At 42.7% G+C, this 18418-nt stretch carries 22 protein-coding genes; 13 read left to right on the top strand and 9 right to left on the bottom strand.

Annotated features, from left to right (window positions below; all coding sequences use genetic code 11):
• Positions 1-50: 50 nt before the first annotated feature.
• The 7 genes from murA to mlaF form a co-directional block, all read right to left on the bottom strand.
• Complete coding sequence (gene murA, locus C9J12_RS16485; protein ID WP_107243714.1) at positions 51-1307, bottom strand: UDP-N-acetylglucosamine 1-carboxyvinyltransferase; 1257 nt, start codon at positions 1305-1307, stop codon at positions 51-53.
• A 10-nt stretch (positions 1308-1317) separates the two neighbouring features.
• Positions 1318-1572 (bottom strand): BolA family iron metabolism protein IbaG, encoded by a 255-nt coding sequence (ibaG, locus tag C9J12_RS16480; protein ID WP_006232429.1) that lies wholly within the window; start codon positions 1570-1572, stop codon positions 1318-1320.
• Between the two features lie 19 nt (positions 1573-1591).
• Positions 1592-1903, bottom strand: coding sequence for an STAS domain-containing protein (locus tag C9J12_RS16475; protein ID WP_107243713.1), 312 nt, complete (start codon positions 1901-1903; stop codon positions 1592-1594).
• Positions 1896-2540: a phospholipid-binding protein MlaC gene (gene mlaC / locus C9J12_RS16470; RefSeq protein WP_107243712.1), complete on the bottom strand. Its 645-nt coding sequence runs from the start codon at positions 2538-2540 to the stop codon at positions 1896-1898. Before mlaC ends, C9J12_RS16475 begins: the two co-directional genes overlap by 8 nt.
• 7 nt (positions 2541-2547) lie before the next feature.
• A complete protein-coding gene (gene mlaD, locus C9J12_RS16465; RefSeq protein ID WP_170111803.1) occupies positions 2548-3027 on the bottom strand; it encodes an outer membrane lipid asymmetry maintenance protein MlaD in 480 nt (159 codons plus the stop codon).
• 88 nt (positions 3028-3115) lie between these two features.
• Positions 3116-3898, bottom strand: coding sequence for a lipid asymmetry maintenance ABC transporter permease subunit MlaE (gene mlaE / locus C9J12_RS16460; protein ID WP_107243710.1), 783 nt, complete (start codon positions 3896-3898; stop codon positions 3116-3118).
• 218 nt (positions 3899-4116) lie between these two features.
• Positions 4117-4932, bottom strand: coding sequence for a phospholipid ABC transporter ATP-binding protein MlaF (mlaF, locus tag C9J12_RS16455; protein ID WP_107243709.1), 816 nt, complete (start codon positions 4930-4932; stop codon positions 4117-4119).
• Positions 4933-5423: 491 nt separating this feature from the next.
• On the opposite strand from mlaF, the gene C9J12_RS16450 reads away from it, so the two are divergent.
• The 12 genes from C9J12_RS16450 to mgtE all read left to right on the top strand — a co-directional run bounded on the left by C9J12_RS16450 (position 5424) and on the right by mgtE (position 14782).
• On the top strand, positions 5424-6389 hold the full coding sequence (locus tag C9J12_RS16450; RefSeq protein ID WP_107243708.1) for a calcium/sodium antiporter: 966 nt from the start codon (positions 5424-5426) through the stop codon (positions 6387-6389).
• 12 nt (positions 6390-6401) lie between these two features.
• Complete coding sequence (locus C9J12_RS16445; RefSeq protein ID WP_107243707.1) at positions 6402-7373, top strand: KpsF/GutQ family sugar-phosphate isomerase; 972 nt, start codon at positions 6402-6404, stop codon at positions 7371-7373.
• Positions 7373-7930: a 3-deoxy-manno-octulosonate-8-phosphatase KdsC gene (gene kdsC, locus C9J12_RS16440; RefSeq protein ID WP_107243706.1), complete on the top strand. Its 558-nt coding sequence runs from the start codon at positions 7373-7375 to the stop codon at positions 7928-7930. The genes C9J12_RS16445 and kdsC overlap by 1 nt, the downstream gene beginning before the upstream one ends.
• Positions 7927-8490 (top strand): LPS export ABC transporter periplasmic protein LptC, encoded by a 564-nt coding sequence (lptC, locus tag C9J12_RS16435; protein WP_107243705.1) that lies wholly within the window; start codon positions 7927-7929, stop codon positions 8488-8490. The genes kdsC and lptC overlap by 4 nt, the downstream gene beginning before the upstream one ends.
• A complete protein-coding gene (gene lptA / locus C9J12_RS16430; RefSeq protein WP_107243704.1) occupies positions 8471-8974 on the top strand; it encodes a lipopolysaccharide transport periplasmic protein LptA in 504 nt (167 codons plus the stop codon). Before lptC ends, lptA begins: the two co-directional genes overlap by 20 nt.
• Positions 8975-8983: 9 nt before the next feature.
• Positions 8984-9709: an LPS export ABC transporter ATP-binding protein gene (lptB, locus tag C9J12_RS16425; RefSeq protein WP_107243703.1), complete on the top strand. Its 726-nt coding sequence runs from the start codon at positions 8984-8986 to the stop codon at positions 9707-9709.
• Positions 9710-9762: 53 nt separating this feature from the next.
• Positions 9763-11277 carry an RNA polymerase factor sigma-54 gene (locus tag C9J12_RS16420; RefSeq protein ID WP_107243702.1) on the top strand — a complete coding sequence of 505 codons (1515 nt, stop codon included), beginning with the start codon at positions 9763-9765 and terminating at the stop codon, positions 11275-11277.
• 26 nt (positions 11278-11303) lie between these two features.
• A complete protein-coding gene (gene hpf / locus C9J12_RS16415) occupies positions 11304-11591 on the top strand; it encodes a ribosome hibernation promoting factor (protein ID WP_107243701.1) in 288 nt (95 codons plus the stop codon).
• A gap of 2 nt (positions 11592-11593) precedes the next feature.
• Entirely contained in the window at positions 11594-12043 is a 450-nt protein-coding gene (gene ptsN / locus C9J12_RS16410) for a PTS IIA-like nitrogen regulatory protein PtsN (protein ID WP_041394539.1), read from the top strand.
• 36 nt (positions 12044-12079) lie between these two features.
• Positions 12080-12928: an RNase adapter RapZ gene (rapZ, locus tag C9J12_RS16405; RefSeq protein WP_107243700.1), complete on the top strand. Its 849-nt coding sequence runs from the start codon at positions 12080-12082 to the stop codon at positions 12926-12928.
• Positions 12928-13203 (top strand): HPr family phosphocarrier protein, encoded by a 276-nt coding sequence (locus tag C9J12_RS16400; RefSeq protein ID WP_011219817.1) that lies wholly within the window; start codon positions 12928-12930, stop codon positions 13201-13203. The genes rapZ and C9J12_RS16400 overlap by 1 nt, the downstream gene beginning before the upstream one ends.
• Before the next feature lie 220 nt (positions 13204-13423).
• Complete coding sequence (mgtE, locus tag C9J12_RS16395; RefSeq protein WP_107243699.1) at positions 13424-14782, top strand: magnesium transporter; 1359 nt, start codon at positions 13424-13426, stop codon at positions 14780-14782.
• A 111-nt stretch (positions 14783-14893) separates the two neighbouring features.
• Here the strand turns inward: mgtE and pmbA are convergent, their stop codons facing one another.
• Positions 14894-16237: a metalloprotease PmbA gene (gene pmbA, locus C9J12_RS16390; protein WP_107243698.1), complete on the bottom strand. Its 1344-nt coding sequence runs from the start codon at positions 16235-16237 to the stop codon at positions 14894-14896.
• A gap of 122 nt (positions 16238-16359) precedes the next feature.
• Here pmbA and yjgA point away from each other — a divergent pair, with 122 nt between their 5' ends.
• The gene (yjgA, locus tag C9J12_RS16385) at positions 16360-16884 is read left to right on the top strand and encodes a ribosome biogenesis factor YjgA (RefSeq protein WP_107243697.1); all 525 of its coding nucleotides are present in this window, start codon (positions 16360-16362) and stop codon (positions 16882-16884) included.
• A gap of 92 nt (positions 16885-16976) precedes the next feature.
• Here yjgA and tldD read toward each other — a convergent pair whose 3' ends face one another.
• A complete protein-coding gene (tldD, locus tag C9J12_RS16380; RefSeq protein WP_407675685.1) occupies positions 16977-18395 on the bottom strand; it encodes a metalloprotease TldD in 1419 nt (472 codons plus the stop codon).
• Positions 18396-18418: the final 23 nt, after the last annotated feature.

Below are 18418 nucleotides of genomic sequence, written 5' to 3'. Positions count from 1 at the left end.
AAACCTCGCAATGCGAGGTTTTTTTATTATACGTCAAGCAACGTTAGTAATTACTCACTAATACGCTCAATCTTCATACCTAACGCACTAAACTTGCCTTCAATGTGCTCGTAACCGCGGTCTATGTGGTAAATACGGTCAACAATGGTTTCGCCTTCAGCAATGCTACCAGCAATCACCAAGCTTGCTGATGCACGCAAATCTGTTGCCATCACTTGCGCACCACTAAAACCGTCTGTATCACCGCAAATAACCGTGTTACCTTCGATTTCAGCACGTGCACCCATACGAATAAGTTCAGGAATATGCATGAAACGATTTTCAAAAATCGTTTCAGTAATAATACCCGTTCCTTTCGCCACTAAGTTAAGCAATGAGAACTGAGCCTGCATATCAGTAGGGAAACCAGGATGCGGCGCTGTACGAATGTTGACGGCTTTTAATTCTCGATCAGTCATATCGATACTGATCCAGTCATCGCCAGTTTCAATTACAGCACCCGCTTCCTCAAGTTTTGCTAATACCGCTTCTAGCAATGCTGGTCGAGTATTACGACACAGTATTCTACCGCCAGAAACCGCAGCAGCCACTAAGAAGGTACCTGTTTCGATGCGGTCAGCAACCACTTCGTGATAACCACCGCCCAAACGCTCAACGCCTTCAATCGTAATGGTATCAGTACCTGCACCTGTGACCTTTGCACCAATCGCATTTAAGAAATCGGCAGTATCAACAATTTCAGGTTCACGCGCAGCATTTTCAATAACCGTTGTGCCTTCCGCTAATGTCGCAGCAGACATAATCGTTACTGTCGCGCCAACACTCACTTTATCCATGACGATATGAGCACCTTTAAGGCGACCATCGACAGAAGCTTTAACGTAGCCTTCTTCTAATGTAATTGTCGCACCAAGCTGCTCTAAACCATGAATATGAAGATCAACAGGACGGGCACCAATTGCACAACCACCCGGTAGAGAGACTTGCCCCTGACCAAAACGTGCAACCAATGGTCCAAGCGCCCAAATAGAAGCTCGCATGGTTTTGACTAGATCGTAAGGAGCACAGAACTCATTAACACCACTAGCATCAATAAAAACTGACCCATTGCGGGTAATATTTACCCCCAAGCGACCCAGCAGTTCCATTGTTGTATCGATATCACGCAACTTTGGTACGTTCGCAATTTCTACTGGCTTTTCAGCTAATAAAGAGGCAAACAAAATCGGTAATGCTGCATTCTTAGCTCCAGAAATGGAGACTTCGCCGCTTAATGGACCACCGCCTTGGATTCGAAACTTCTGCATCATAAACCTCTTACAGCGACATTAGCTTTTTATCACGCGCCCACTCAGCAGGCGTGTATGTCTTAATACTCAACGCATGAATCGCGTTAGTAGCAATATGCTCCATCAATGGTGCATAGACGGTTTGTTGTTTTTTAACACGGCTCATACCGTCAAACATAGCACCCACTGCGATCACTTCGTAATGGCTACCTTCACCTTTAACAATGACTTCGTCTAATGTTAAGGCTGTTTCAAGAATTTGTTTAATTTCAGCGATTTCCACAAGCTATCCTCTTTGCTGCTCACTTTATATAGGCAGCTAACATTGATTCTACATGACTTAGGCGTAGCAAAGTTTTGAGCTGCTCTGGTACATTTAATAATGTGAAGTCACACCCCGCATTGATTAACTGCTGAGATAAATGAAGCAACATCACCATTCCGGCAGAGTCTACCCGAGATAAGCCCGAAAGATCGAGTGTTACCTTTGAACCCTGTGGCATCCATTCACATCTTTGCTGCCAAAAAGCTGGAACTGTGTCACGTTCCAATACCCCTGACAAGCAATAATCACCATTATCCAAGCTCTGTAACCTAATCTTTGCTTTATTCATTCGCACTCGCCTCACGGCGAATTGGTTTAGCTGCAAGGGTTATCAAATTTTGTGTTACAACATCAACACCTTCGGTACGAAGTTGACCACTCCACTCACTTTTCTTGGTTGATATCATACTGACGCCTTCAGCCACCATGTCAAAACCCTGCCATTCTTTGGTTTTTTTATTTTTACGTAATTTAAAATCTAAACGAATAGGTGGGCGTTTCGTATCAACAATATCAATACGCACAGAAACGATAGTACGATCCGCTGGAATGGCTTTCGGTGGCTCTATTTTTATATCTTGATTGGTATATTGCGTTAACACTTGTGCATAAGAAGCCACCAGATAATCAGTAAACGCATCAACAAAGTCATTACGCTGCTCTTTCGTGGTCTTCTTAAGTTGAGGGCCTAAGACTTTATACGCGGCATAACGCGTATTAATGTAAGGCAATAGCTCTTCTTTAACGACAGTTCGTAAATAGTCTGGGTTGGCTTGGATTTTTCCCTGCTCTGCCTTCAGACGATCAAACGTTGTCTGAGAAACTATCGCCATCATCGTATAGGGGTTCGTGGCATCAACCGTTGCAGCGCTAGCAAACAATGGCAATGATGCTAAACAAAATAAAAAATATCGAATCAATTTCATTATCTACCTACTTATCACTATCGCCGCCAATGCTATACAGCACTTGACCAATCATATCTTCTAAAACTAAGGCTGATTTCGTATCTTCCAATAAATCGCCGTCATGTAGCATCTCAATATCATCATCGATAAAACCAGGGCTTATACCTAAGTATTGCTCACCCAATAAGCCTGCCGTCAAAATAGCCGCAGAACTGGTTTCAGGAAAATACCCGTATTTTTTCTCAATCGCCATTGTCACAACAGGCGTAAAACTTTCGGTATCGAGGCTAATATCGATAATACGCCCAACCGAAACACCACCGACTTTTATAGGGGAACGAACTTTTAACCCGCCAATATTATCGAAATGCGCCTTCAAGGTGTACGTATCATTCGTACCGATGTTCTGTACATCTGCCACTTTAAAAACCAGCACAAGTAACGCGGCAATACCTGCCATGAGAAATGTGCCTACCCATAATTCTAATTTTTTATTTTGATGCATCCGTTTATTCCCAACATCCATTAATAACAGCACACCTTAAACGCGTTAATATTTTGCGGTGTATGCAGTAAGAATATTTCTATTTATGTTAATTACCAAACATTAAGGCTGTCAGAACAAAATCTAGCCCTAGTACTGCTAATGATGCATTAACCACGGTTCGTGTGGTCGCTCGACTAATCCCTTCAGAGGTAGGAACAGCATCATAACCATTGAATACTGCAATCCATGTAATGGTAATAGCAAAGACCACAGACTTAATGAGGCTATTGCCAATATCTTCCCCTAGCTCTACAGAAGCTTGCATAACAGACCAAAAACTTCCGTAGTCAATGCCTTTCCAATCAACGCCAACAAGCTGTCCCCCCCAAATACCAACGGCGCTAAACATCATCGCCAGTAAGGGCATGGAAATAACTCCCGCCCAAAAACGTGGTGCAATCACTCGCCGCAGGGGATCAACCGCCATCATTTCCATGCTGGACAATTGTTCCGTTGCTTTCATTAAGCCAATTTCGGCGGTTAATGCAGAACCTGCTCTACCCGCGAAAAGTAATGCCGTCACAACAGGACCGAGTTCCCGTAACAATGACAATGCGACCATTTGGCCTAAACTTGTTTCGGCCCCAAAATCCACTAAAACAATATAGCCCTGCAGGCTAAGTACCATGCCAATAAATAAGCCTGATACCATAATAATGGCGATAGATAAAACACCCACTGAATACAATTGCTTCATCAACAGTGGAAACATTTTTTTCGGTTGCGGTTTACTAACTAGCGCGCCGTACAGTAATAATGTTGCGCGACCGATAGTCTGAAACTTTTCAATCCCTTGACGTCCGACGCTCGCAATAAAGTCAATGAGCATAATTAAAACTGCCTTTCCCTATTATACCAATCTAGACAAGTATCTGACTCAGCCTTGTCGGTTAACATAACCAAAATAACGTTAGAAATTTAACAATGAGATCCACTCGTTAATTCAATGACTATCTCGTTATTGACTATTTTCCGATGAAAAAACCAGACCATTTACTTATCTAGAATAGTCTTGTGATTATTGTTATATATCTTTATTCTTAATCGCTATTTTGATGGTCTTTTTGCAAACAAATCTTGTTCTAGTGCTCGAGCTGGATACTGAAAAGGAACTGGTCCATCAGCATCACCATCTAAAAACTGACGCACACGTTCATCAGTATTTGCTCGTAATTCATCAGGCGTACCACTACCGATAACTTTACCGCCAGATAATAAATAAACTTTATCGGCAATACTCATTACTTCAGGTACATCGTGCGATACGATCACAGAGGTAATACCTAATGCTTGATTTAAACTGCTAATCAATTTAACCAATACTCCCATAGTTATAGGATCTTGGCCCACAAACGGTTCGTCGTACATCATTAAATCGGGATCAAGTGCAATTGCCCGCGCTAATGCCGCTCTGCGTGCCATACCACCTGATAACTCATTTGGCATAAGATTTGCGGCACCACGCAGCCCTACCGCTTCCAGCTTAAGTAATACTAACGTATCTAATAGGTCTTCCGGTAAATCAGTATGTTCTCTTAATGGGAAGGCTACGTTATCAAATACGGTCATGTCAGTGAATAGCGCACCCGATTGAAACAACATGCTCATACGCTTTCTTACTTGATAAAGCTGTGCACGTTTTAACTGAGGAACGTTAACTTGATCAAACCATATCTCACCGTGGTCGGGATCAATCTGGCCACCGATCAAGCGTAATAATGTCGTTTTACCGATCCCTGAAGGTCCCATGATCGCCGTCACTTTACCTTTAGGTACGTCTAAGCTGACATCATCAAAAATTTTTCGGCCTCCACGAGAAAACGATACATTTTTAATTGATACTAATGTTTCACTCGATTCCATACCCGCCCTGTTTAGTTATTCCGTCTCTGCACTTACATGTTTAGACGCATCACTTTGAAAAATTGTGTTTTTTACAATCGACTATAAATGATAGGTACTTTATGCAACCAACTCAAGGTGATAGAGGTTAGTTTATTGTCATTTCATCGCTATCGCTCTCATTGTGGGAGTTTAGCTAGTCACAATAACCAATTAACGGTCACTTCTTGGCTGTCATTTATAGTAATAATAAATACCGCCTCAATTTTGCACGCTGTTTTAATGATGGTAGCATGCCTTTATCTATATGGCTTACTCGATCGTTTTTAAGGTGGTAATTAGACAATCAATTCAGGCCTATAAGAGAAATAGCCATTAGTGACAGCAATTAGTCACGACTATCGCTTCCCTTTTGCTAAGCTTCCCGTCAAAATTGCCCTAATAATATGTAAAATTCATTCGTTAACGTTTAAATTAATCGCAAAGCGTAATAAAAAAATAAAGGGATAAGAATGCTCGAAGCTATTGTGTTGCTATGTATCGGTTTAGCCTTACTTGTATGGAGTGCAGATCGACTCGTGTTTGGTGCGGCAGCGCTAGCAAGAAACTTCGGTATTGCACCGCTTGTTATAGGCATGACTATTCTTGCCATGGGCTCTTCAGCCCCAGAAATGATGGTGTCTGCAACAGCAGCACTTGCCGGTAAAACCGATACAGCAGTCGGTAACGTACTGGGCTCTAATATCGCCAATATTGCCCTTATTATTGGTATTACCGCTTTAATAAAACCGCTTTCGATTAGCTCCATTATTATTCGTCGCGAATTACCCCTTATGCTTGGTGTTACGCTCATTGCCGGTTTCTTGCTATGGGATAACTACCTAGGCTTTATGGAAGGTGTGCTGCTTGTCGTACTTTTCATCATGTTTTTACTCGTAATGCTAAAAATCAGCCGTAATGCTAAAGACATTGGCGACCCACTAGCTGAAGAGCAAGAATCAGAAATCCCAACAGGCGTGAGCAACAAAGCAGCCATCATTTGGGTTGTTGTTGGTATTATACTGTTACCTTATGCTGCAAGCATACTGGTTGATTCGGCCGTCACCATTGCGAAGCATTTCGGCATGAGTGATCTTCTTATCGGGCTCACTATTATCGCGATTGGCACCAGTTTACCTGAACTAGCGGCTTCCATTGCCAGTATCTTCAAAGGTGAAGATGATATGGCGGTCGGTAATATTATTGGCTCAAACGTATTCAATATACTCGCCGTAATGGGTATTCCTGGCTTAATTAATCCATCAGTCATCAGCCCACTCGCGATGGGGCGTGATTTTTACGTTATGTTAGGTTTATCGGTTTTATTACTCTTAATGGCACTTGGTAAGCGTCGTAGAATCAATCGTGTAGAAGGTGGTATCCTTGTTTGCTGCTTCATGGCTTATCAGTTCCACCTTTTTTATACGATGGCAGCCTAACGGAGATTCCCCATGTCAGAGAAGTTTGATTTTTGCGCCCATGGCCGTAAAGTTTTAGAAATTGAAATTGCTGCATTACAGCAGATATCCCAATACATTAATGGCTGTTTTACTCAGGCTTGTGAACTCATTTTAAGTAGTCACGGCAAAGTCATCGTCATGGGAATGGGAAAATCGGGTCATATCGGCAATAAGATCGCCGCTACGCTAGCAAGTACTGGCACCCCTTCTTTCTTCGTTCACCCTGGTGAAGCCAGCCATGGTGATCTTGGTATGATTGAGAAAGGGGATGTCGTTCTAGCAATCTCAAATTCTGGCGAAGCCGGTGAAATTTTATCACTACTACCCGTTATAAAACGCCTTGGCATTCCATTGATCAGCGTAACGGGCAAACCAGAATCAAGCATGGCAAAGTTCTCGCAAGTCCATTTGCAGATCACTGTTGCTGCAGAAGCTTGTCCACTGAATTTAGCACCTACATCCAGTACAACGGCAACCTTAGCAATGGGTGATGCCTTGGCAATCGCACTAATGGAAGCGCGTGGCTTTACTGCTAATGATTTTGCATTATCACATCCTGGTGGTGCTTTAGGCCGTAAATTACTTCTGCGTATTGCTGATGTTATGCACACTGGCGACTTGCTTCCTATTATTGATGAAGCTGCCACCATCAAAGACGCCCTACTTGAAGTATCACGTAAAGGCTTAGGCATGACGGCAGTGGTCAATAGTGAGCAGCAACTTACGGGTATTTTCACTGATGGTGATTTACGTCGCTTACTGGATAAGCGCGTAGACATTCATAATACAGCGATTGGTGATGTGATGGGACGCAACCCATCAACCATTGAAGCAAATGTGTTAGCAGCAGAAGGCTTAAAATTGATGGAAGATAACAAAATCAATGGATTGCTTATCACTGAAAATGGCCAATTAGTGGGTGCATTAAATATGCATGATTTATTAAAAGCCGGAGTTATGTAATGACAGATCAAGTAGATACAATTTATGGTCCGGTATGCTTAACCAACTATCAAAAAGCGAAAAACATTCGTTTATTAATTTGTGATGTTGATGGTGTGTTTTCAGATGGTCGTATTTACATGGGTAATGATGGTGAAGAATTAAAAACGTTTCATACCCGTGACGGCTATGGCATTAAGTCCCTTATGAATGCAGGTATTGAAATTGCGATCATTACAGGTCGTCAATCTGCGATTGTAGAAAATCGTATGACCGCATTGGGAATCAAACACATCTATCAAGGGCAAGATAATAAAATTTCGGCTTATAACGATATTATCGCAAACCTCAACATTGATGCTGAACATACAGCCTATATTGGCGACGATTTAATTGATTGGCCGGTAATGGAAAAAATTGGCTTATCCGTTTGTGTTGCTGATGGCCATCCACTTCTGGCTCAGCGTGCTGACTTTGTCACTCGCATTCAAGGCGGTTGCGGTGCAGTACGTGAAGTTTGCGATCTTATTCTTGAAGCTCGAGGGGAATTAGACGAGCATAAAGGGCTAAGTATATGACGTTACAACGGCTATTCTGTGCACTACTTATTGTGATTTGTGCATGGTTTGGCTACTACTTGCTTGAAAATCGATGGAAAGATGATATTCAAGTTGAGCCTGATACGGAAAAACCATTATTTACGGGTAGTATTGTTACCAATACCGCGTTTAATGAATCAGGCATGCGTAGTTACCAAATTGATTCTGATTATTTAGAACACTTTAGTGTGAGTGGTGATACCGATTTTGATAAGCCCGTATTATGGGTATATCGCGATGGTGAAAATACAGAGTGGCGAATCAGTTCAAATACCGCCAAACTAGATAAAGACCAAGTCCTTCAAATGACGGGTAATGTACGTATATTTAACTTATTACCAGAATCCATCATGAAAGTTATGCAAACAGATACTTTACGACTGGATTTGGTCACCAAAGATTTTGATACCGCAGATCACGTTGTTATTACTGGCACTGGCTTCCAAAATGAAGGCACAGGAATGAAAGGTAATATGGACCGAAGCGTGGCAACCTTATTGAATAATGTGAAAGGTAGATATGAAGCTTTACAAAATTAGCACTCTGCTGTTTCTGTGTTTAAGCACACCAAGCTGGGCATTAAGCAACGATACAGAGCAACCAATTTATATCGACTCTGATAACCAAGAATTGGATATCCAAAAAAACATCGTGACCTTTACAGGCAATGTTATTTTGCGCCAAGGCAGCATCGACATTCGTGCCGATAAAGTCGTGATTACCCGCCCAAATGGTCAGGACGGTCAAGAAACTATCGATGCCTATGGTAAGCCAGCAACCTTCCATCAAATCATGGATGATGGTAAACCTATCGATGGTGCTTCGTTAAAAATGCGTTATGAAACAGCTATCGACTTCTTGAAAATGACTGACGAAGCCATTTTGATTCAAGAAGGCAGCGAGATTCAAGGTAAAGTCATCACCTATAAAATAGATGAACAAAGATTAGTTGCTGAAAGTGGTAAGAAAAAGCGTGTTACTACCATTCTTCAACCTAAAAACCTTAACAATAACAAAAAATAAGCGGCGGCAATGGCAATACTAAAAGCAGAAAACTTAGCCAAAAGTTATAACGGACGTAAAGTCGTTTCAGACGTGAGCCTTGAAGTGGAATCAGGCAAGATTGTTGGCTTACTTGGACCAAACGGTGCAGGTAAAACGACCTCTTTTTACATGATTGTCGGATTAGTGGCGCGTGATGAAGGTAAAATTACGATTGATGGTACTGACATCAGCCTTCAGCCGATGCACACTCGTTCTCGCATGGGTATTGGATATCTGCCGCAAGAAGCCTCTATTTTCCGTCGTTTGTCTGTTCACGACAACCTAATGGCTGTGCTGCAAACCCGTAAAGAAATCACAAAACAACAGCGCCAAGATAAACTTGAAGAATTATTAAATGAATTCAACATTCAGCACATCCGCAATAGTTTAGGCATGGCGCTATCAGGTGGTGAACGCCGCCGCGTAGAAATTGCACGAGCACTCGCTGCAAATCCAAAATTCATTCTGCTTGATGAACCATTTGCAGGTGTCGATCCTATCTCTGTGATCGACATCAAGAAAGTCATCGAACATTTACGCGATCGTGGGCTTGGTGTACTGATTACCGATCATAACGTTCGTGAAACATTGGATGTTTGTGAGCATGCATATATTGTAAGCCAAGGTCATTTGATCGCAAATGGTACACCATCAGATGTATTGAATGATGAGCATGTGAAACGTGTTTATCTAGGTGACCAGTTCCGTCTATAGTTAGTAATAGATGGCAGGCACAATAAATATAATAACAAGGTGTATAAACACGAATGAAAACCTCGCTCCAGCTTAAGCTAGGCCAACAATTGGCAATGACGCCACAATTACAGCAAGCGATTCGTTTGTTGCAATTATCGACTTTGGATCTACAGCAAGAAATCCAAGAAGCTTTGGACAGCAATCCTTTGTTGGAGCTCGAGGAAAACCCTAACGATTCAGATTCCGACTCATCCGATAATGATAAAAATACGGAGTCCGTGAGTTCAGAACAAAATGATTCAGAAGGTCCGACCGATACTGACTCATCAGACAATATTCAATCAGAACCTGAACCATTCGACACATCAGAAGTTATCGAGCAACGTGAAATGCCCGAAGAACTGCCTGTCGATACAACTTGGGATGATGTTTATAGCTCAGGAACTGGTAGCACCGGCATTGCTGTTAATGATGAAATGCCCGTCTATCAAGGTGAAACAACGGAATCACTTCAAGATTATTTGATGTGGCAAGTTCACCTAACGCCTTTCTCAGAAACCGATTTAACCATTGCGACCGCTATCATTGATGCGGTTGACGACAGAGGTTACCTGACCTGTTCCGCTGATGACATTCTTGAAAGTATGGGCGATGAAGAAGTTGAGTTAGATGAAGTTGAAGCCGTACTGAAACGGGTGCAACAATTTGACCCTTTAGGTGTTGCCTCTCGAAATTTGCAAGAATGCCTACTGCTTCAGCTTGCAACGTTCCCCGAAGATACACCATGGCTAACTGAAGCGAAAATTTTGCTCAATCAACATATTGATTTATTGGGTAACCGTGATTATCGCCAGTTGATGCGTGAAACTAAATTAAAAGAGAGTGAACTCAAATCAGTGATGCAACTGATTCATAGTTTAGCCCCACGCCCTGGCAATCGTATTATCGCGTCAGAAACTGAATATGTCATTCCTGATGTGTCTGTTATAAAAAATCATGGCAAGTGGGTAGTCACCATCAACCCTGATAGCGTACCTCGTATTCGAGTGAACCAACAATACGCAGCACTCAGCAAAACCACACGCAACAGTGCTGATAGCCTATTTATCCGCACCCATTTACAAGATGCTAAATGGTTAATTAAAAGCTTAGAAAGCCGAAATGAAACCCTTTTAAAAGTGTCTCGTTGTATTGTTGAGCATCAGCAAGATTTCTTTGAGTATGGCGAAGAAGCCATGAAGCCGATGGTACTGAATGATATTGCGCTCGACGTTGAAATGCACGAATCAACGATTTCTCGTGTTACTACGCAAAAGTACATGCATACACCGCGTGGCATATTCGAATTAAAATACTTTTTCTCAAGTCATGTTAATACCGATAGCGGGGGTGAATGTTCATCAACCGCCATCCGAGCACTTGTTAAGAAGTTAGTCGCGGCAGAAAACCAAGCAAAACCTCTTAGTGACAGCAAAATTGCGACTTTATTGGCAGAACAAGGCATCATGGTAGCGAGAAGAACCATTGCTAAATACCGTGAATCCTTGGGAATTTCGCCATCTAACCAACGAAAACGTCTGATCTAACCAGATATAACGAAAGGAAGATGTCTATGCAAATCAATATCACTGGGCACCATGTTGAAGTTACTCAAGCTCTTCGCGAATATGTCACGACTAAATTTGACAGGCTAGAACGCTTTTTCGATAAGATTAATAATGTTCAAGTGATTTTGACCGTAGATAAACTACATCAAATAGCCGAAGCTACCTTGCACATTAATGGTGGTGAAATCCACGCAAAAGCGGATTCTGAAAATATGTATGCCGCTATAGACTCATTGACTGATAAACTCGTCCGTCAATTAAACAAACATAAAGATAAGCTCAACAGTCACTAATTATGCATCTTAGTAACGTATTGAGCCTGGACTGCACAAAAAGTGCAGTTCACTGCTCCAGCAAAAAACGCGCCCTAGAAATTATCAGCGAGATTGCCGCTGAGCACCTTGACCAAAATCCACAGCCTCTTTTTGAATGTATTTTAAATCGTGAAAAAATGGGCAGTACAGGAATTGGTAACGGTATCGCTATCCCACACGGTCGAATTCAAAACAGTGATAAAGCTATCGCTATTCTAATTCAGTGTCAGGATCCCATTCAATTTGATGCCATCGATAACCAACCTGTCGATCTTCTTTTTGCTTTACTCGTGCCTGATGCACAATGTAAAGAGCACTTAAAGACCCTTTCAAGCATGGCAGAAAAGCTCAGTAATAAGCAGGTTTGTAAACAATTACGAACGGCTAAAAGTGATGAAGAGCTTTATCAAATCATGACAAATGAATCATAATTATCTATACCCCGTAATGATTGAGGTAGGTTAACCATGCAGTTAATGGTCGTAAGTGGACGCTCTGGTTCAGGAAAATCCGTAGCACTACGTGTGTTAGAAGATCTTGGTTATTACTGTGTTGATAATCTTCCCGTGACTCTACTACCACAATTTATCAGTACGGTTGAAAATAACGAGCAAGATATTGCGGTAAGTATCGATGTACGTAACATGCCCTCTGAATCAGGCGTGATCCAAAAAACATTGAATTCACTCGATGATAAATTGGATATTAACGTCATCTTTATTGATGCTGACGACAAAGAATTGGTGAAGCGTTATAGCGAAACTCGACGCTTACACCCTCTTTCAAAACAAGATATGAGCTTAGAGCAAGCTATTCAGTCTGAAAGTGCGATTGTCGCTGATATCAAAGAACACGCTGACTTAGTGATCGATACAACCAATAAATCGATTCATGATTTAAGTGAGACGGTTCGAGCACGTGTACTGGGGCGTGAATCACGTAAGCTGATATTAGTATTTGAATCGTTCGGCTTCAAACATGGTTTACCCACAGACGCTGATTACGTGTTTGATGTTCGCTTTTTGCCAAACCCGCATTGGGTTCCTGAACTAAAACCCCAAACGGGTTTAGATCAAGAGGTCAAAGAATTCCTTGTCGGGCATGCTGAAGTCAATAAATTGATTTACCAGATCCGTAACTTCATCGAAACTTGGCTGCCTCTGCTCGAAAAAAATAACCGTAGTTATCTTACCGTTGCAATTGGTTGCACCGGTGGTCAACACCGCTCTGTCTATGTTGCCCAACAACTCGCAGATCATTTCCATCATGATGGGCAACAAGTACAAATTCGCCACCGTACACTGGAAAGTAAATAATGCCAGCATTAAGCCGTGAACTGTTCATTAAAAATCGCCTAGGTCTACATGCAAGAGCAGCCATAAAACTGGTTGAATTAACCCAAAGTTTCGAAGCAACTATCACTATCAGTAATGATGAAAAAAGTGCTACTGCAGACAGCGTAATGGGATTATTGATGCTTGAATCGGCGCAAGGTCAGCAAATCAACGTTAGCGCAGAAGGAAGTGATGCCGAACAAGCGCTTAATGCTGTCACCGACCTTATTGAGGCGGGTTTTGATGAAGATAATTAATCGATGTTCTAGCTGTTAAATAAACACTAAACACCGATAAATGAATCGATAATGACGATAAAAGTCGTAATCTGCAGCAACTATTACCACCTTCACCGTTATTGTCGATTTAACACCAGCATTAAATATTTAATTCCTCTTAAATCTGGTGAGACAACAGCCTTCGTAATACGTTAAAATTCAAATTATTGCGCCATCAATTCATAAGGTCCCATTGCCTATGGCGGATGCTTTAGAACAAGATCAAACACATCAAACACTGCAAGAAGTGAACACAGCCCTAGAAAACGGGATGTTTGTTCATGTCCGCCGTATTCTTCAAGATATGGAACCGGAGGATATTGCTCACCTCTTAGAAGCTTCTCCGCCTAAAGAGCGTCAGGTACTTTGGCAGCTGACCGATCCTGAAGAGCAAGGTGAGATTCTTGATGAGTTATCAGAAGATGTAAAAGACGGTATCGTCTCGCAAATGGAGCCAGAAAAACTGGCGGCCGTGACCGAGGGGATGGAAAGTGATGACGTCGCCTATGTATTGCGTAGCTTGTCTGATGAGAGATATCAGGAAGTGTTGGCACAAATGGATGCCACCGATCGTCATCGCATAGAAAAAGCTCTCGCCTACCCAGAAGAAACCGCTGGCGGGATGATGAGCACCGACTTCATCACAATTCGTGGTGATGTTACGGCAGATGTTGTTCTACGTTATCTACGTATGAAAGGGGAACTCCCTGAAGCAACAGATGCCTTGTACGTGGTGGATGAACAAGAAAAGTTAATTGGTCACCTTTCTCTTTCGGCCTTAATAACCACGCAACCTGATATCGAAATCCGTGACGTTATGGAAGATTCTGATGAAGCCATTCCTGTCGATATGGATGATAGCGAAATCGCTAACTTATTCGAACGCCGAAATTGGATTTCAGCCCCAGTCGTTGATGCTAATAGTCATCTCGTCGGTCGTATCACTATCGATGATGTGGTCGATATTATTCGAGAAGATGCTGAACACTCGATGATGAGTATGGCGGGTCTTGATGATGACGAAGATACCTTCGCACCAGTGATGAAGTCGGCACGTCGTCGAAGTATCTGGCTTGGTGTTAATGTACTTGCGGCATTAGCAGCCGCTTCTGTTTCTAACATGTTTGAAGACACACTAGCACAAATGGCATCCATTGCTGTTTTGATGACAATTGTCCCCTCTATGGGCGGTGTGGCAGGTAACCAAACCGTTGCCTTGGTTATTCGTGGTTTAGCCGTTGGACACATTGGTGATTCAAACACCCGCTGGTTACTAAGCAAAGAAGCCCGAGTCGGTTTAATTAACGGTATCTTGTGGGCTGCGATTATTGGCGGCGTGGTGGTATTGTGGAAAGGAAATATTGTACTCGGTGCCATCATTGCCGGTGCGATGCTCACCAACCTCGTTCTAGCGGGTGTGGCGGGTGTAACAATTCCAATACTATTGAAAAAATACAATATTGACCCGGCACTTGCCGGAGGCATGGCATTAACCACCATCACCGATATTGTTGGTCTGTCGGTTTTCCTTGGCCTTGCAACGATCTTTTTAATATAGAAAACCGTTCGCTTCATATATAAAAAGGGACAACGTATTTATCACTTAAGATAAATACGTTGTCCCTTTTTAGTCAATTAACACAGCCGTAAATAATCAGTTATGATGCATTTACTCGCCAGCAATCTTCATTGTGTCTAATAAAATAGAGCCTGTTTGGATTTGACTACGTGTTTCCGTGTCTGCACCAATTGCCACAATGTTTTTCATCATATCTTTTAGGTTGCCAGCAATGGTAATTTCGCTGACAGGGTATTGAATCTCACCGTTTTCAACCCAAAAACCAGAAGCACCTCGAGAGTAATCTCCCGTTACAATGTTAACGCCTTGACCCATTAACTCTGTTACCAATAAACCGCGGTCCATCTTTTTCAGCATCTGCTCAAAGCTTTCACCCGTCGATTTCACTAACCAGTTATGAATGCCACCAGCGTGACCCGTTGGCTGCTGCCCTAATTTGCGCGCAGCATAACTTGTCATCAGATAGGTTTGCAGCACACCATCAGTAATAATTTCTAAATCACGCGTCGCCAAGCCTTCACTATCAAATGGCGTACTCGCCATACCACGAAGAATATGTGGGCGCTCGCTAATATTTAACCATTCAGGGAAGATCTGCTCACCGAGCTGATCTAACAAAAATGAAGATTTACGGTATAAATTCGAACCACTGATACCCATAATCAGATGACCAAACAAACCCGTCGCAATATCAGCAGCAAACATAATCGGCGCTTCACGTGTCGACAACTTCTGCGCATCAATACGACCAAGCGTACGCTCTGCGGCATGTCGCCCTACACGCTCAGGCGTCCAGAGTTCAGATGCAACGCGTGAAGACGTGTAACTGTAGTCTCGCTCCATCTGACCATTCTTACCTTCAGCAATCACACAACAGCTCGTACTGTGGCGGCTAGAAGCATAACTCGCTAGCAGGCCATGGCTGTTACCATAAACACGCACGCCGTAATGGCTATCGTAACTTGCACCATCGCTTTGTTTTATACGAGGGTCAAAATCTAATGCCGCTTGCTCTGCAGCAAAAGCAATCGATGCCGCAAAATCAGGTTCTGGTTCATCAGGGTGAAACAGATCTAACTCTGGAATATTTTTTGCCATCAACTCTGCAGGAGCAGGGCCTGCAAAGGGATCTTCTGAGGTGTATCGAGCGATATCAAGTGCAGCAGCAACTGTTTGGGCAATGGCTTTTTCACTCAAATCTGATGTGGAAGCACTGCCTTTACGCTGGCCGCGGTATACTGTGATACCCAGAGCACCGTCACTGTTAAATTCCACATTCTCGATTTCACACATGCGAGTGGAAACACTGATACCTGTGGTTTTATTAATAGCAACTTCAGCAGCATCGGCTTGCTGTCCTGCGACTTCTAAAGCTTTAGCAACTGCAGCTTCCAGCTCAACACGCTGATGTGCTACCTGTTCTCTTACGTCCATAGGATCACTTATCTGGCTTTAATCGTTATATAATTATGATAGTTACAGAATAATGTAATTTACGCCCAAAATCGTTAGTAAACTGATAAAATAGATACATTAGCATTTTTAGTGAGCCAGTTATGAGCCGTAAAAACCAAAAAGCCCCTTGGGAACCAGAAGAAGAAATCATCTGGGTAAGTAAAACCGAGATGAAACGCGACATGCTTGATATCCAAAAACTGGGTGAAGAGCTTGTTGCTCTAACGCCGAATGCTTTAGCGAAAATCCCGCTTGAAGAAGAGTTAATGGATTCGATTAAAGATGCGCAGCGCTTCAAGAATGAAGCTCGCCGTCGTCAGCTGCAATACATCGGCAAAGTGATGAAGCATATCGACCTTGATCCGATTCAGGCTGCACTTGATAAACTACGTAACAAACACTCGCAGAACACTGTTGCTTTGAAGAAGCTTGAACAAAAGCGTGATCGTTTAATCGAGAATGGCGACAGCATGCTCAATGCCATTATGGTTGATCACCCTGATGCAGACCGTCAGCACTTGCGTCAACTAACTCGCCAAGCAAATAAAGAAAAAGCAAACAATAAGCCAGCAAAGGCTTACCGTGAAATTTTTCAATATCTGAAAGAGCTGTACCTAAAAGACTGATCTTACTGCAACATGCATCAAGATTCGATGCATAAAAAAGCCAGCAAAGGATGCTGGCATTTTTATATCAATTTACATAGATAACAGATTAATTACTCTGTACCACCTACTGTCATCGAATCAATCTTCAATGTCGGTTGACCGACACCAACAGGAATACTCTGCCCTGCTTTACCACACACACCCACACCGCGATCAATGGATAGATCATTACCCACCATCGACACTTGTTGCATCGCTTCAATACCACTACCAATCAGGGTTGCACCTTTGATTGGACGTGTGATTTTGCCGTTTTCAATTAAGTAGGCTTCAGATGCTGAGAAAACAAATTTACCGGATGTGATATCAACCTGACCGCCACCAAAATTAGGAGCGTAGATACCTTTTTTAACACTCGAGATAATTTCTTCAGGGCTATGTTCACCCGGCAACATATAGGTATTCGTCATACGTGGCATAGGTAAATGGGCATACGATTCACGACGACCATTACCGGTAGGATCAACACCCATAAGGCGAGCGTTCAACTTATCTTGTATGTATCCTTTTAACTTGCCGCCTTCGACTAAGACGTTATATTGCCCAGGTACACCTTCATCATCGATATTAATCGAGCCACGACGATCAACTAACGTACCATCATCAACAATGGTACAAAGTGGTGAGGTAACTTGCTGCCCCATCTGACCCGAGAACATCGAAGACCCTTTACGGTTGAAGTCACCTTCTAGACCATGACCGACGGCTTCGTGTAATAAGACCCCAGGCCAACCATTGCCTAGAACAACGGGCATTGTACCCGCAGGGGCTGCTTCAGCTTCAAGGTTCACCAATGCCTGACGAATTGCTTCATCGGCAAAGTTGAGTGCCGCCGACTTGCCACCTTCTTCATGCAAGAAATGCTCATAACCGTAACGGCCACCGCCACCCGCACTACCACGTTCACGTTTATCACCTTTCTCAACTAACACGCTGATAGATAAACGGACAAGCGGACGAATATCAGCAGCATAAGTACCATCAAGAGCAGCAACCAAGACTTGCTCGTAAACACCGTTAATACTGACTGATACTTCTTTCACTAATGGCTCTTTAGTACGGATATAACTGTCGATTTCTTCCAGTAATGCTATTTTTTGAAATTTATCAAAACTGCCTAATGGATCAACGGGTGCATAAATACCAGAAGGCGAAATAGGGCTAAAGGCTTTAACACTCGCACTGCCACCCTGACGCACAATACCACGCGCCGCTTTCGCACTTTGCATTAATGCTAACTCGTTAATCTGATCTGAGTAAGCAAAGCCGGTTTTTTCACCCGCAACAGCACGCACACCAACACCGCGGTCAATATTAAAAGAACCGTCTTTAATGATACTGTCTTCCAGTACCAGTGATTCATGCCAACATGATTGGAAATAGATATCAGCATAATCAACATCGCGAACCGCAATCATGCTCAAGATTTTATGAAGCTCTTCACGCCCTAACCCCGACTGGGTTAGCATGGTATTTTCTACAGTTTTCAGGG

The sequence above is a fragment of the Photobacterium frigidiphilum genome (assembly GCF_003025615.1).
GTDB lineage: Bacteria > Pseudomonadota > Gammaproteobacteria > Enterobacterales > Vibrionaceae > Photobacterium > Photobacterium frigidiphilum.
This window is presented reverse-complemented; position numbering and strand designations above follow the sequence as displayed.